Below are 15,451 nucleotides of genomic sequence, written 5' to 3' on the forward strand. Positions count from 1 at the left end.
TTATAATTAGGTGTCGGAAAATATTGTTGTCGAGGGCATCCCGCATATTCCGAGTCCCGATTGGAGATTTGCCTACTCGCCCACATCCACATCTGGCCTCGTCAATCGCATAGGAGACCTTGATGATTTCGAATACCACGGACGTACTTGTCATCGGCGGCGGACCGGCCGGTTCCACTGTCGCAACCATCCTTGCCCGGCAAGGGATCAAGACCACTGTTCTGGAGCGCGACGTGTTCCCGAGATATCACATCGGCGAGTCGCTTCTTGCCTCGCTGATGCCGATGCTCGACGCGATCGGCGCCGGGGAAAAGATGAAGAAGCATGGCTTCGTCGAGAAGCCTGGCGGCTACTTCAACTGGGGTAACGAAAAGTGGTCGTTCCGCTTCGACGAGATCGAGGGCGCACCGAACCACTCCTACCAGGTCAAGCGCTCGGAGTTCGACAAGCTGCTGCTCGACCACGCTGCGGAAAATGGCGCGAGCGTTCACCAGAACGTCAAGGTCAGCAAGATCGAGTTCGACAATGGCCGGGCGGTCTCGGCGAGCTACCTCGACCGAACCTCCGAGACGAGAGGCAACATCAGCTTCAAGTACCTGGTCGACTGCTCCGGCCGCAGCGGCGTTATCGCCAACGAGTATGCGAAGGACCGGCATTTCCACAACGTCTTCAAGAACGTCGCCATCTGGTCCTACTGGTCCGGGACCAACCTGTTTTACGACGATCTGCCCGCCGGCTCGACCCGTATCATCTCGGTGGAGGCCGGCTGGATCTGGTTCATTCCGCTCAACGACGGCACGGTCAGCGTCGGTACGGTGATCACCCGCGATCAGCTGCGCAAGGAACGTGATGCCGGGCATAGCGCCGAACAGGTCTATGACCGGTTGCTTGCCGACAATGAGGAGGCGCGCATCATCCTGAAGGATGCCAAGCGCACCGACATCAAGATGGAGACGGATTATTCCTACACGTCGGAGCGCTTCTCGGGGCCGGGCTACTTCATGTGCGGCGATGCCGCGTGCTTTCTCGACCCGCTGCTCTCGAGCGGCGTACACCTTGCGATGGTCTCGAGCCTTGTTGCCGCCGCGTCGATTGCGAGCATCCTGAAAGGCCATGTCGACGAGGCGCGCGCGGTCAATTTCTTCGAGACCAGCTACCGGCAGGCCTATCTCAGGTTCCTGATGATGGTTTCCTCCTTCTATGACCTCAACAGAGGACAGGCAGGCTACTTCTGGGAAGCGCAGCGGCTGACCTCCAAGGACTATTCGGACCGCGACATGAAGAAGGCGTTCGTCAGCATCGTGTCTGGCGGCGCCGACTACACCGAGGTCAGTGATGGCCGCTACGGCGAAATCGTTGCCAAGCAGGTTGCCGAAAAGCTGAGGCAAGGTGTCGACATGCGCCGCGGCACGGGCCAGATCGGCGACGAGACCAAGCGTGAGAACATGCAGTTCATGGATGCTCTCAACGGACTGCAGTTCCTGCAGGCCAACGCAGCGATCGACGGCCTTTATGTGGTGACGCAGCCAGAGATCATGTTGGCTCAGACCGCAGCCTAAAGAGCCAGGGCCGGGCAACAGCCCGGCCCTTTCCCCGACATCTGTCCTGGGCGCCGAGGCGACCAGGATCTGGCGATGCTATGAGGTCTTGCGATGGAGAATTGGCTCGCATTTTCGGCCGCTACGATAACGCTGCTTTTCGTTCCAGGACCAACCAACACGTTGATTGCAACCAATGGTGCGCTGCTCGGCTGGAAATCTGCGCTCAGGCTTTTGCCTGCAGAGCTGGTCGGATACCTCTGCGCCATCCTTGGCTGGTCGCTCGGTCTGTCGCTCGCCGCCCGCTTCGTTCATTCGGCCGCATCGTTTGCCGCGATCGCCGCCGCCGCTGCCCTGCTCCTGTCGGCGCGCAAGCTCTGGACCTGGGATATGGCGCGTCAGAACCGGACCGGCTCGCGCGCTGCCGACATCTTCGTTGTGACGCTGTCCAATCCCAAGGCGTTGCTGTTTGCACTCACCATCGTTCCGCATCTGCGTGAAGGCAACATTCCGGCCGCATTGCCATATCTGGTGTGGCTGTCGCTGCTGATCCTGACGATCGGGGCCATCTGGACGCTGATTGGCGCCGGTATCGCCCGACGGTTCCAGCATTTTGCCTCGTCACGGCTTTTTGCCCGCTTGGGGGCGGCGGTGTTGGTGTTTTTCGCCACTTCGCTCTTCGTGACGACCCTTCTGCGGGCCTTCGAGCTTTAGCAGCCCATCGAATCATCACGACAATTTCCAACCAGACTCGTTCGCCCCGGTCAGGGCGAGCGACAACCCTTCATCGCACCCAAGGCAGACAGATGATCTCAGAAGACGCCGACTGGAAGTTCACCACCATTCCTGCGCTCTGCGCGCGCGCCGCCGAGCTCTATGGCACACGCACCGCAATTGAAGACAGCGGCGTCGTGCTTAACTTCGTCGAGCTCGACGCGATGCGCAAGCGCGTCGCCAAGGCGATGATCGCAGCCGGTGTCCAGAAGGGCGACCGCATCATGGTCTGGGCGCCCAACACCTGGAAATGGTTCGCCACAGCCCTCGGCCTCGTCACCGCTGGCGCCGTGCTCATTCCCGCCAGCACCCGCTTCAAGGGCGCGGAAATCGCGGAACTGGTCAAGCGCAGCGGCACGTCGGTGCTGTTTTCGGTCGGCGAGTTCTTGGGCACCTACTATCCCGACCAGCTCCGTGCCGAGACGCGCGAGCTGCTGCGCGAAGTGGTCATCATCGGCGAAGGCAGCAAAGGCGATCGCGACTGGGACAGCTTCGTTGCATCGGGCGACAGCATCAGCGATGCCGAGCTTGCCGCACGCGAGGCCACTGTCGGCCCGGACGATCTCTGCGACATGCTCTTCACCTCGGGCACCACGGGTTATCCCAAGGGCGTCATGTACGGCCACCAGCAATGCCTTCAGGCGATCGATGCCTGGGCGACGCGTGTCGGCATCCGCGAGCATGACCGTATTCTCGTCATCCCGCCACTTTTCCACGTCTTTGGCTATCGTGCAGGGGCAATGGTGGCGCTGATGCGCGGCGCCGTCTTCATGCCCCACCTCACCTATGACGCCGGCGAAATCCTCAAGCGTGTCGCCGAAGAGAAGATCAGCGTCATCCCCGGTCCGCCAGCCATCTTCCAGGGCATGCTCCAGCATCCTGATTTGGCGACATTCGACACCTCCAGCCTGCGCCTGGCCGTTACGGGAAGCACGACAATTCCACCCATTCTGGTCCATCGCATGCGAACAGAACTCAAAATTGCGGGCGTGGTGACGGGCTATGGGCTGACCGAGTGCGGCGGCTACGGCACCATGTGCCTGGCGACCGACCCGGATGAGGTAATTGCCAACACTGCCGGCAAGGCAGCTCCCGGCGTGGAAGTGCGTATCATGGGCGACGACGGCCATTTCCTGCCCAGCGGCAAGCCCGGCGAAGTGGTGATCCGCGGCTACATCGTCATGAAGGGTTACTTCAACGATCCGGAAGCCACTGCCAGGACCATTGATCCGGAGGGCTGGCTGCACACCGGCGACGTCGGCTATTTCGACCCGGACGGCAACCTGCGCATCGAGGACCGTCTCAAGGACATGTACATCACCGGCGGCTTCAACTGTTATCCGGCAGAGATCGAGCGTTTGCTCAGCGAGCACCCGGCCATCGGCATTGTCTCGGTAATAGGCGTGCCCGACGAACGGCTCGGCGAGGTCGGCAAGGCCTATGTGGTGCTGCGTCCGGGCACCATCGCCACCGAGAAGGACATCATCGACTGGTCGCGTGCCAACATGGCCAATTACAAATGTCCACGCAGCGTCGAGATTCGTCCGTCCCTGCCCACCAGCCCGCAAGGCAAGGTGGTCAAGGATCAGCTCAGGGTTTCGTTGGCAAAATGTGCCTGAAGGGCTCTTCATTGCTGCCTCGGTCCGCTCGGCAATGCCGTCGGTGGGCAATTTGCCCACTCCGGTATTGTTCAGCCACGCTAAGTCGCTGTTTGTTCGTTGGCGCTACGGTTTGATACCGTGACCCTCTAGAGCCGCGGCGACACGACGAAGCAACTCAGCAAGCGACCCTCGTCCTCACGTTCCGTGCTGCCGGTGGTCTGTTTCCGGCCCTGAGCAGAACTGCTTTGCCTGGTAAGGAGAGCTTTGCATCTAACAGACACCGCCGTTCCCTTCTGCTTGGTCCGCGATTATGGTGGTGCCGACTTCTGGCCAGTATTAACCCCACGTGACCTCACCGTTCTCCCATCCCCGCCTCCTCGGCCTTGCGCTTTGGCTCGCTGCGCTGGCGGCCTTTGTCGCCGTGTCGATGGAGACGTCGCGGACGCGGATGGCGGACGAGGTGGAGGTGACCGGGCGGACCTTGCACCGGCTGGTCTCGCAGCGGGTGGCGCAGCATGATGCGCATCTGACCACGCTGATTGCGCTGTCGAGTGGGACCGAGCCGGCACCCGACGGCGCCGTGCGGCAGGTAATGGAGAGCATTTCGCGCTTTTATCCGCGCATCGCCTGGCTGGCGCTGGTTTCGCTCGAACCGGAGGGGGCTGCCGGCGACGCCGTGGGTGGAGGTCAAGGATCGGCTGAGGCAGGCAGTTCGGGTGCTTCGCCGGCGACAGGAGGCGGCACTTCGGCTGTGATCGTGCGCGAGGTGGTGGACGTGCCCGCGGGCGATGGGGTCGATCTGGTACCGCTGGGGGAGAAAATTGTGGCGCAGGTGCGGGGCAGGCCGAGCGTCTACGCCGCCGGTCCGGGGCGCTACCTCCTGGCCAAGCGCGCGCCGGAGCCGTCCGACCGCGCTGTGGTGCTGATGATTGATGCCGCCAGGCTTCTGGAGCCGGAGGAGCGGCCCGGTTTTGCCCATCTCAGGATCAGCCTCGACGGTGCCAATCTGGTGGACCTGCCGGCCGATAAGTCGGTCGGCCCCGGCGTGTCGTGGCTAAAGCCGCCGCATTTCGAGAAGGTGATCGACGGTGAGGGGCAGCGACTGTTGTTGTCGCTCGACCGGTCGCTGCCCCTCGCCGCACTTGTGCCGCCGGGGCGGTTTTTCGGCTTTGCCGCGGTGGCCGGATTGTTGGCTGCGGCCATGAGCTTCGGACTTGGGCAGCGGGCGGCGGTGAAGCGCTCCGAGCTTGCCGCGCGCGAGGCCGAGGAGCGGTTGGCCGTGCAGGAGCGGGAGACGCTTCTGGCGCATGCCTCGCGCGTCAACGCCATGGGCGAGCTGGCGTCCGGCATCGCGCATGAGCTGACGCAGCCGCTGACCGCACTTCTGAGCCGCAGCCAGGCGGCACTTCGGCTTTCGCGGGCGGAACAACCCGACATGGCGATGATTTCGCAGGCGCTCGACGTCAATGTGCGCGAAGCCAAGCGTGCCGGCGAGATGCTGAAGCGGATGCGCGACTATGCATCCAACAAGGCGCCGGAACGGGCGCGGCAGGACCTGAACGCCATCGTCGCCGAGGTGGTGGCGCTGACCCGCACCGATCTCGAGCGGCGCGGGGTGGCGCTGATGCTGGAACTCGGGCAACCGGCGCCGGAGGCGGTGGTCGACGCGATCGAGATGGAGCAGGTGCTGCACAATCTGATCCGCAACGCGGCGGAGGCGCTGGACAGTGCCGGGACCGCCGGGGCACGGATTGCCATCGCGACCAAGGTCGTCGGCGCGGAAGCGAAGATCGAGGTATCGGACAATGGGCCGGGCATGGCTCCCGACGTGCTGCCGAAACTGTTCGTACCGTTTTTCACCACCAAAGGAGATGGCATGGGGCTGGGGCTGTCCTTGTGCCAGACGCTGGTGGAGCGGGTCGATGGCCGCATCGAGGCCGGCAACGCTGGCAGTGGCGGGGCGCGGTTCGTGATTACGCTGCCGCGTGCATCGGTTGGACGATCCGAGGCGATTTCCAGCAAGCATGATGGCTAGCTTGAACAGGCCCCGGAGCGGGTGTCCGCGACTGTGCTGCCGGGAGTGAAGGCATGAGCAGATATCAGGTCTATCTGATCGACGACGACGAGGCGGTGCGCGAGGCGCTGGCTTTCCTGCTCGGCACCTATGGCATATCGGTCGAGACTTTTGGCGATCCGCAGATTTTCCTGGCGCATGTCGACGAGGCGAAGCCCGGCGTGCTGGTGGTCGATTTGCGCATGCCCGAGGTTTCGGGCCAACAGCTTTACCAGAGGCTTGCCGAGCGCGGCATCGATTGGCCAACCGTCATGATAACCGGCCATGGCGACGTCGCCGCCTGCCGCCGCGCCTTCAAGGCCGGCATCCAGGACTTTCTAACCAAGCCTGTCGATGGCGAGGTGCTTGTCGAGGCGCTGCAGCAGGGGTTTTCGAGCCTCGATGCCCGGCTGGAAAAGCGCGAGGCGCGCGCGCTTCTGGCCAAGCTTACCGAGCGCGAGCGCGAAGTGCTCGACATGGTGGCGCGGGGCTGGGCGAGCAAGGAGATCGCAACCGCGCTGGAAGTCTCTGCCCGCACCATCGACGCGCACCGGGCGAAGATCGCGGAGAAGCTGGGCACGAGCTCGGTGGCCGAGCAGGTGCGGTTGGCACTGATTTCGTGAGGTTCCCGGCGCTGGATAGGTAATCCTACCTAGGGCAGGTGGTGGCATCGCGGATTCTGCACAGCCGCGGTTCGGCGTAGTTCTGGCCTCGGACAAGCAAGACGCTTTCTCCCGAGCAACATCAGGACAGGAACCCAGTCATGATCAAGAGCATTTTCCTCGCCGCCGCTGCCACCGTCGCCATCTCCGGCGCTGCTTCCGCACAGGTGCTGACCGAGAAGAACATCTCGTCGGGCCTCGCCGTCGAGATCGCCCAGAACGCGGTCGCTGCCTGCGCCGCCGACAAGTACAACGTCACCGCCGCCGTGGTTGACCGCGCCGGCGTGCTGCGCGCACTCGTCCGCGCCGACAATGCCGGCACGCACACCGTTTCGGCTGCCCAGGACAAGGCCTTCACCTCGGCCTCGTCGCGCACGCCGACCTCGAAGATGGCCGAGAACGTGCAGAAGAATCCGGGCGCTGCCGGCCTGGTCGACATTAACGGCTTCCTGGTGCTCGCCGGCGGCATGCCGATCAAGGCTGGCGACGCTGTCATCGGCGCCATCGGTGTCGGCGGCGCGCCGGGCGGCAACTTCGACGAGGCTTGCGCCGTTGCGGCCATCGAAAAGGCTGCCGACAAGCTGAAGTAAGCCTGTCCGGCATCATTGCCGGCAATAACGAAGCCCCGCTTCCCATCTGGGGAGGTGGGGCCTTTTCGTGTGCTGGTGCGGGTCAGAAGCCCATGGCGAAGGCGCCGCGCAACTGGTGCGCTGCGGTACCGTTGCCGACGGCACCGGCATAGCTGACATCGATGCGGGCATTGTCCCTGACGGCAAAGCTCAGCCCGGCATCGTAGACGAAGGCATCCGACGCTAGGCTGTCGCCGAGGACGGAAAACGGTGCCGTGCCGGCAAATGCGAGGCGCGACAGCGGTGCGTCGCTTTCGGTGTGACGCCAGCCGAGCATGCCCTGCAGCGTAACGGATCGCGCGCCGGCCGGCAGTTCGGTGCTTGCCCTTATGCCGAGGGTGGAGATGGTCGCATCCTGGTCGCCGGCTGCGCCGGTCAGCGCCGCGGCGCCGCCGGTCTCGGCAAATGCGTCGCTGCCGGTCCTGACATAGGCGATGCCGGCAAACGGCTCGACATAGGACGCGCCGAGGCCAAGGCGGTAGCCGACGTCGCCATGGACGAGGGTGGTTGTAGCATCGTAGCCGGCGGCGAGACTGTCGGAAAAGCCGCCGAAGGCAACGCGGCGCGCGCTCGACAGGTCGTGCCACGCCTGGATGGCGCCCAATTGCAGGCGAAATGCACCAAGCTCGGCCCCGGCGTAGAGGCCGGCATGCAAGGTGTCGGCGGTACCGGTGGTGGCCCGCCCATCTCCGGAGATGCTGCTGCTGGAATAGCCGGCCATGGCCCCGAGGCGGATGCCTTCGGCGACTTCGCCGTCGAGACCGCCGAACAGTGCCGCGGTCTTGACCTTGAAGCCATCCGTGTCGTCCACACCGGATAATTCCGAGATATTGCCCACACCCTCGACCCAGAATGCACGCGATGGCTTGCCGGCCGCCGTGTCGAAGGTCTGGCGGATGCGGTTGTGCACGGCATCCTGTGCCAGTGTCGCTGATATGATGCCGGCGTTCATCAGCGAGGGGTGGATGTCGCCCGACAGATGGTCGAGCGCGTCGCGCGCCCCGCCGGCGGAAAGGCCAAGCAGGCCGCCGACCATCGGATTGCCGGCCGGCAGATTGTCGAGCGCGCCGGCCACGGCATGCTGGTTGTCGGTGATGGCAACGGTGCCGAACGCGGCGCCGTTGAACTGCAAGGTGAGCCAGACCTCTGTAGCGTTCCTGTAGTCGAGCGCACTGTCGAGGAAGGCAAAGTCGTCGGTGACGCCGCTGAAGGCACCTGTCAGTGCTCCGGTTGTCGACAGGATCAGATACTCGTCTAGCAGCGCATCCGTGCCATTGGCGATGACATGGACCGAAGACGTCGCGTCGATGGAGGCGGTGCCGGCGGCGATGCGGCTGGCCGCGCCGCCAATGCCGACCTCGTAGAGCGAGGCTGCCTGAAAGGCGAAATCGCCGGCCACGTTGAAGGTTCCATCGGGCGCGACGGTTGCGCCGGAGCGGATCGTGACATCGCCGAGGTCGCCGCTGCCTTCAAGCCTGGCGGTCGAAAAGACGTCGAGCGCGCCGCCGAGGCCATCGCCGATCCATAAGGTCCCGCCCAGCACGTCGGTCGTCCCGGTGAAGGCCGAGTTGTCGCCAAGCAGGCGGCTTGTTCCGCTCAAATGCCTGATCGAGCCGTTGCCTGAAATGGCCGCGGCAAAATCATGGGCATCGTCGCTATGATTGAAGACGAGCGTGCCGCTGCCCGGTCCGAAAACGACTTTCGGTGCATCGATGGTGCCCGCAGCGACCGCCGCGTCGCCCTCGGCCGCGCCGATGTTGAGCGTGCCGGTGGAGCCGCCGGCGAAGCCGATCTGGATGCCGGCAGCTCCCGTCGAGATCGTGCCGCCGTGGCTGACCGTGGCGGTACCAGCACCATTCCAGCCCAGCATGACATATGAGCCCGACACGACGCGGGAGCCCGGGCCGGAGACGATCAGGTCGCCGACGCCGGATGCGTCGGCCCCGACGATCACAGCTGCGCTTTGCAGTTTGCCGCCTGCCGTGATGCTGGCCGAACCAGCCGATTTGACGCCTATCCTGATGTCGACGGTCGAGGTGAGGGCAGAGCCCGTGCCGCTGATGGTCAGCGTGCCCGAGGAGCCGGTTCCGCTGCCGAGCCAGGTGCGCGCGGCCGCTTCGACTTCGGCTCCACTGGAGATATGCAATTCACCGTCGCCTGCCTGGCCAAGGACCAGGTTGGCGTTGGTGATCTGCCATAGCGTATCGGCCCCCGAAATGTTGGCGATGCCGTGGCCGCTCGCCTGCTGGCCCAGGCTTGCGGAGTAGCTGCTCGCAGTTGCGCCCAGGCTGAGATTGAAGGTGCCTTCGCCGCCGTCGCCGACAATAAATCCGCTGTTGCCGGTGCTCAGCGACGAGTTCGTGCCGGTCACGTTGACCAGGCCGACGCTGCCCGCCTGGGTGGCAAGCGACGCCTGCGCGGCCTCGACACTGCCGCCAGCCGCGACGTTCAGTGTCCCCGATCCGTAGAAGCCGACATTGAGTGTGTCGGTCGTCCAGGTGGAGCCGCCCGTAACCGTCGCTTCGCCTGTCTGGCTGCTGGCAGGCGGCGCGCCGTTGACCGATGAGTTGCCGATTATCGCGGATGTCGAGGTCAGGCTGCCGCCATTGACGATGTCGAGCGAGGCACCGGCGACGCCGCCGATGAAGATGGTGCTCGTGCTGGCCCCGGGGGTTGCGATGCTTGGGGCATTGGGTGCGCCCGGCTGGTCGACTATGACGGCTGTTCCGGCGGGCGCGCTGCCGGCCGACCAGTTGTCGCCGCTGAACCAGTCGCTGCTTTGATCTCCCTCCCAGGTCTGGGCATGAGAAGCGGCGGCAAGGCCGCACAAGACAGTACTAGCCATGCCGGCTATCGCAAAAGCGCGCAAAAATCCGCGCTTGGCCATGCTGTGGTCAGTTGTCATGATAGATCCCCAAAAAAAGTCGCCGTCTCAAAAATGGTGCTCCACGGCAGCAGGCTACCGCTCGAGTGGAGTGTTCAAATATGCCACCAGCAATTCCGTCCAAGTGATGACGTCGCCTGCGTATCGCAAGAGCTGAATACCGGACGAGTAGCTTTCAGAAAACTTGCATTGCCCCTTTCCACTGAGTAATAAGCTTTTGCTTATAGATCAACCGGCTCAAGGCCGGTTTCTACACTTGGCGGCTATTCATTTCGGCCCGGGGCATCTGCGGCCTTGCCAGAGGGCGGCCCGTATTCGGAATGCGGCTCCGAAGGCCGCTTCGGGGCGGTTCCAAAATCGTTGCGGTGGCGGGCGAATGCGTCTATATACGGGCCGAATTTCCCATTTTCTGGTGGTCTGACCACCGCCCGCGTGAGGGACGCGGGCGAGCGAAGAGGATATATCGCATGGCCAATACGCTGCTTATGCCCAAGGCGACCGCCGTCTGGCTGGTTGACAACACAGCGCTTTCGTTCGACCAGATCGCGCAGTTCTGCTCGCTGCACCCGCTCGAGGTGAAGGCGATCGCCGACGGCGAATCGGCCCAGGGCATCAAGGGCATGGACCCGATCATGACCGGCCAGCTGACGCGCGCCGAGATCGCCAAGGGCGAGGGCGACATCAATCATCGCCTCAAGCTGTCGGATCCCAAGGTCCGCGTGCCCGAGACCAAGCGCAAGGGCCCGCGCTACACGCCGCTGTCGAAGCGCCAGGATCGACCGAACGCCATCTACTGGCTGGTCAAGAACCATCCGGAGCTCAAGGACGCGCAGATCTCGCGCCTCGTCGGCACCACCAAGGCGACGATCGAGCAGATCCGCGAGCGCAAGCACTGGAACATGGCGACGCTGACGCCGCTCGATCCGGTGGCGCTTGGCCTGTGCTCGCAGATCGACCTCGACATCGAAGTGCAGCGCGCCTCGCGAGGTCGCGAAGCCCCGGCGCCGACCGGCGATACGCTGCTGCCGGCCTCGCTGACCGAGCGCCTGACGCCGGAGCAGGCCGCACCCAAGGACGAGGACAAGGAACTCGACGCCAACGCGGTGTTCGCCAAGCTCTCGGCCCTGCGTTCGAAGACGCCCGACGAGGACGAAGACGACAAGTTCTGAGGTTTTCCTCACACAAACAAAGGCCCCGCATTGCGGGGCCTTTTTCGTTTCCGGGTTGCTCCGATGTCTGCGGTCAGCAGGTCAGCAGGTCAGTCCGACAGCCGGGATGCCGGCATGTCGCGGCCGAAGCGGTGCAGGGTGAGGCCAGGTGATCGGTTCGATGCAGGGGCTGCGATGGCCGCCTCGACTTCCTTGTAGAAGAAGCGGTGCTCGCCCTCGGCGAACAGCCGCAGTTTCGGCTGGCCGCTGAACTGGGCGTAGAGTGCGTCGTCCTCGCGCAGGACGGTGAGAACCACGTCGGGGGCGAGTTGGTAACGGCCGACATAGGTGTCGAACAGGCTGGGATCGACGGCGGCTTCGCTGTGCCGCGGCTTGACCCTTGTCAGCGGGATCTCGCGATTGAGCAGATGCAGGCCGATGTCGCTGACGCCTGTGTTGGCGTTGGACAGGACGACGACACCTCTGCGCGAGCCGGTATGGAAGCCGATGAAGGCGCTGTAGCCGCCGGTGCCGCCATCGTGCCAGGCAATCTCGCCATTGCTGCTTTTGGTGACGATCCAGCCGAGTGCTGCCGAGGTCTCCTGTTCGCCGATGGCTCGCCGTGTCGCCAGCGTGCCGGCCAGGGCAATGGCCAGCGGAGTCTTGTTCGTGTTGACCGTCACCTGCAGCAGGTCGAGCAGGTCGTTGGCGCTTGAATGCAATGCGCCGGCGCCGGCAAAAGCGGGCATCTCCCAGTTGGGCGCAATCTCCAGCATGTCGTTGTGGCCGGTGGCCAGGCGCTTGCCGAGACGAGGCGGCAATTCGATCGACGTGCTGCGCATGGCCAGCGGGCCGCTGATGCGGTCGTGGACGAGGGCCTCGAAGCTCTCGCCGGCGCGGTGGGCAAGAGCCTGCCCCAGCAGCGCCGAGCCCAGGTTCGAGTACTCATATTCTGTACCGATGTCGCGTGGCAGCTTGTAGCCTGACACGAAGGCATTCATTTCATCGACCGTGTAGTCGGCATAGGGATTGGTCTCGTCGACCGGCTCGATGTTGTCGGGCATGCGCGGCAGGCCGGAGGTCTGCGTCGCGAGGTCAACGAGGGTGATCGCCTTGCCGCCCCGTTCCGGCACGGCGACGTTCATCGGCAAGTACTTGGCCACAGGGTCGGTCAGGGCGACTTCGCCGCGCGCTGCCATATCGGCCAGCAACAGTCCGGTGAATACCTTGGTCACCGAGCCGATTTCGAAGACGGTGTCGCCGTCGACCGGTCGCGGATCGAAGCCGCCGAGGTCGCCATGGGCAATGATGCTGCGCCCGTCCGGCCCGATGGTGCCGACGACGATGCCGACACTTCGCCTTTGGACGTCGATCCGGTCGGCGAGGATGCGGCGGATCTCCGCCCCGGTTGGCATCTGACCCGACCAGTCGCCGGCAACTGCGGACACGACAATGGGCCTGTCTTGCTTGCGGTCGAGATAAAGCAGCCCGCCGGTCACGGCCGCTACGGCGAAAATGACGGCGGCTGCAGTCAGTGCACCTGAAAATGCGGAGGGTATCCTGAGGCGTCTCATGGCGATGCTGTCTCTGGGCGCTTGTTCGGCGCGACGGGCAAATCAAACAGCACTGTCTGGTCCCGGCAGATTGCGAGAGCATTGCGGCTGCCGCGCTCGGCGCGGGTTGGCGGGTCGTTGAAGACGTCGCTTGCGTTTGCAGACGGCGCGTCGGTCGCCGCCGCTCCCTCGTTCTCGTCGAGCCAATCTTTGACGTCGCCGCCTTCAGATGAACGCCTCCTTCAACTGCCGGCTGGACAGCCGCCAAGCGCTCCGGGAAGATGTGGGCGCAAAGCGTTTGGGCCTGTGGTTGTGAACCCCAGAGAGGCGGCCATGAGCAGCGATACCGAGTATCTACGTCTTGCCGTGAAGATCGCCGGGGAGAGCCGGGCCAACGGCAACCATCCGTTCGGGGCGGTCCTTGTCGGGCCGGGGGGCGACGTGCTGCTTTCATCCGGCAACACCTACGCGCAGGATCGCGGCGTTGGCCATGCAGAGGCGAATGTGGCCCGCGCGGCCGCTCAGCAATACCAACCGGCCTTTCTCGAACGATGCACCTTGGTGACCTCGGTGGAGCCGTGCTGCATGTGCGCCGGGGCCTGTTACTGGGCTGGCATCGGCACCGTGGTTTATGGGCTGAGCGAAAAGCGGTTGGCCGAACTCACCGGAGACAACCCGGAAAACCTGACGCTCGACCTCAGCTGTCATCAGGTGTTTGCCGCCGGACGGCGCCATGTCGCGGTTCGTGGTCCATTCCCTGAGCTCGAAGACGAGATCGTCAACGACCATAAGGATTTCTGGTGACAGAGCCCGTCAAGCCGGGTTGATGGAAGAGTCAGCCTGATCACGTCCTCGCCAATGCGATTGGTGGCAATCAGCACGAACTGCGCGCCGCCCGTTCGGCGTGACGGGTAGCCAAAACGACAAGCGCGCTGCGCCCAGTGGATCGGCGGCCACGCGCCGGAGGCGTTCCCGGCTCCCCGTCCCAAAGCGAAAGGCCCCGCGTCGACGGGGCCTGTTCTTTGTTCATGGGCAGGTCAATCGGTCACGCGCGGGGCTGAAATGTGCTCGCCGAACTGATGCAAGGTCAGGCCTGGCGAGGGGCTGGTATCGGCTTGTGTGAAAGTGATCGCGGCCTCGACGTCCTTGTAGAAGAAGCGGTGTCCCCCCTCGGGGAAGAGACGGAACCTGGGTTGGTCGGTCAGCTGGGCAAACAGCTTGTCGCCATCGCGGGTGATGTCGAACACCATCTTCGGTGCCAGCTGATAGCGGCCGACATAACCGTCGAGCAGCTTCGGGTCGATGACGGCCTCGACCGGCTTCGGCTTCGGCTCGGAAAGCGGAATGTCCCGGTTGAGCAGGTGCATGCCGATATCGTTGACGTCGGCGTCGGAATTGGACAGCACGACGACACCCGTCCTGGAGGCCGGATGGAAGCCGAAGAAGCTGACGAAACCACCGGTGCCGCCGCTATGCCAGACGATGTCGCCCGATGAGCTTTCGGTGATCATCCAGGCGAGGCCGACCTGCGTGCCGTCGTTGACCGGCTTGCGCTTGACGCTCGCCGCGGCAACAGCGTCGCTGAGCGGCGACTTTTCAGTGCTCACCGCCATGGCCAGCAGGTTGAGCAGATCGTTGGCTGACGAGCGCAACGCGCCGGCACCGGCGATGGCCGGAAGATCCCAATTGGGAACAGGCTGCAGGTCGCCATTATGGCCGGTGGCCATGCGTCTGGCGAGTTCGGGCGAAAGCGTGATGGCCGTGCTCGACATGCCGAGCGGGTTGGTGATGCGCTGGGTCACCAGCGTCTCGTAGTCGACGCCGGCGCGGCGAGCCAGCGCATGGCCGAGCAGGCCGAAACCGGTGTTGGAATATTCGAAATCGGCACCGATGTCGCGCGGCAGCTGATAGCGCGACAGGAAGCGATAGAGCTGTTCGGTGGTGTAGGCGGCATAAGGATTGAGCGTGTCCGGCGGCTCCAGGTTGTCGGGCAGGCTCGGCAGGCTGGAGTGATGGGTGGCCAGGTCGGCAAGGGTGATCGACTTGCCGGCGCGCTCGGGCACGGTGACGCCTTCAGGCATGTATTTGGCAAGCGGGTCGTCGAGCCCGACTTCGCCACTGGCCACCATGTCGGCGAGCAGCAGGCCGGTGAAGCCCTTGGTGATCGAACCAATCTCGTAGACGGTGTTGCCGTCGACCTTGCGCGGATCGTTGGCGCCAAACTTGCCATGGGCAACGATGCTGCGGCCATGCGGCCCGATCGTGCCGACGACGATGCCGATGCTTTCGCGCCTTATGTCGATACGCTCGGCAAGGATCTTGGCGATCTCCTTGTCGGCGGGGAAGGAACTGGACGGCATGCTGGCCGAGGCTTTGGTCACGGCAAAAGGTCCTTCGATCTGGCGGTCAACGGAAAGCAGGCCGGTCAAGAATGCGGCGACGGACAGGATTGCGCTGCCGGCAGCAACGGCGCGTGAGCGCATAAAGGATTTTCTTGCGGATTTCATCGGCTTGCTTTTCGAACTGGCGTTGTCGCTTGGGAGCTGGTGCCCATCTGACAGGATGAGATTGCAAGAGCATTGCGGGGGCATGCCTTGTCCGATGAGCAA

General features: G+C 64.0%; 11 protein-coding genes. 8 read left to right on the forward strand and 3 right to left on the reverse strand.

The window, feature by feature from the left end; all coding sequences use genetic code 11:
• The first annotated feature begins 122 nt into the window (after window positions 1-122).
• From SLT36_RS06820 to SLT36_RS06845, 6 genes are all read left to right on the forward strand, one after another.
• The gene (locus tag SLT36_RS06820) at window positions 123-1,559 is read left to right on the forward strand and encodes an NAD(P)/FAD-dependent oxidoreductase (protein ID WP_182573743.1); all 1,437 of its coding nucleotides are present in this window, start codon (window positions 123-125) and stop codon (window positions 1,557-1,559) included.
• A gap of 93 nt (window positions 1,560-1,652) precedes the next feature.
• Entirely contained in the window at window positions 1,653-2,252 is a 600-nt protein-coding gene (locus SLT36_RS06825) for a LysE family translocator (RefSeq protein ID WP_432286437.1), read from the forward strand.
• A 92-nt stretch (window positions 2,253-2,344) separates the two neighbouring features.
• Window positions 2,345-3,931, forward strand: a complete 1,587-nt coding sequence (locus tag SLT36_RS06830; RefSeq protein ID WP_432286439.1) for a FadD3 family acyl-CoA ligase — start codon at window positions 2,345-2,347, stop codon at window positions 3,929-3,931.
• A gap of 328 nt (window positions 3,932-4,259) precedes the next feature.
• Window positions 4,260-5,948, forward strand: a complete 1,689-nt coding sequence (locus SLT36_RS06835; RefSeq protein ID WP_432286440.1) for a sensor histidine kinase — start codon at window positions 4,260-4,262, stop codon at window positions 5,946-5,948.
• Between the two features lie 53 nt (window positions 5,949-6,001).
• On the forward strand, window positions 6,002-6,589 hold the full coding sequence (locus SLT36_RS06840; RefSeq protein WP_432286441.1) for a response regulator transcription factor: 588 nt from the start codon (window positions 6,002-6,004) through the stop codon (window positions 6,587-6,589).
• A 140-nt stretch (window positions 6,590-6,729) separates the two neighbouring features.
• On the forward strand, window positions 6,730-7,218 hold the full coding sequence (locus SLT36_RS06845; protein WP_432286442.1) for a GlcG/HbpS family heme-binding protein: 489 nt from the start codon (window positions 6,730-6,732) through the stop codon (window positions 7,216-7,218).
• Window positions 7,219-7,300: 82 nt separating this feature from the next.
• Here the strand turns inward: SLT36_RS06845 and SLT36_RS06850 are convergent, their stop codons facing one another.
• On the reverse strand, window positions 7,301-10,102 hold the full coding sequence (locus tag SLT36_RS06850) for an autotransporter outer membrane beta-barrel domain-containing protein (RefSeq protein ID WP_432286444.1): 2,802 nt from the start codon (window positions 10,100-10,102) through the stop codon (window positions 7,301-7,303).
• 506 nt (window positions 10,103-10,608) lie between these two features.
• Between SLT36_RS06850 and SLT36_RS06855 the strand changes: the two genes are divergently transcribed.
• Window positions 10,609-11,310: a DUF1013 domain-containing protein gene (locus SLT36_RS06855; RefSeq protein WP_115730498.1), complete on the forward strand. Its 702-nt coding sequence runs from the start codon at window positions 10,609-10,611 to the stop codon at window positions 11,308-11,310.
• Window positions 11,311-11,399: 89 nt separating this feature from the next.
• Here the strand turns inward: SLT36_RS06855 and SLT36_RS06860 are convergent, their stop codons facing one another.
• Window positions 11,400-12,863 (reverse strand): serine hydrolase, encoded by a 1,464-nt coding sequence (locus SLT36_RS06860; protein ID WP_432286445.1) that lies wholly within the window; start codon window positions 12,861-12,863, stop codon window positions 11,400-11,402.
• A gap of 312 nt (window positions 12,864-13,175) precedes the next feature.
• On the opposite strand from SLT36_RS06860, the gene SLT36_RS06865 reads away from it, so the two are divergent.
• Complete coding sequence (locus SLT36_RS06865) at window positions 13,176-13,646, forward strand: nucleoside deaminase (protein WP_432286446.1); 471 nt, start codon at window positions 13,176-13,178, stop codon at window positions 13,644-13,646.
• 233 nt (window positions 13,647-13,879) lie between these two features.
• On the opposite strand, the gene SLT36_RS06870 is transcribed toward SLT36_RS06865, so the two are convergent.
• Window positions 13,880-15,325, reverse strand: a complete 1,446-nt coding sequence (locus SLT36_RS06870) for a serine hydrolase (protein ID WP_432286448.1) — start codon at window positions 15,323-15,325, stop codon at window positions 13,880-13,882.
• Window positions 15,326-15,451 lie beyond the last annotated feature (126 nt).

Origin of the sequence: Aminobacter sp. BA135, from assembly GCF_050859125.1 — a bacterium.
Classification (GTDB): Bacteria; Pseudomonadota; Alphaproteobacteria; order Rhizobiales; family Rhizobiaceae; genus Aminobacter; species Aminobacter ciceronei.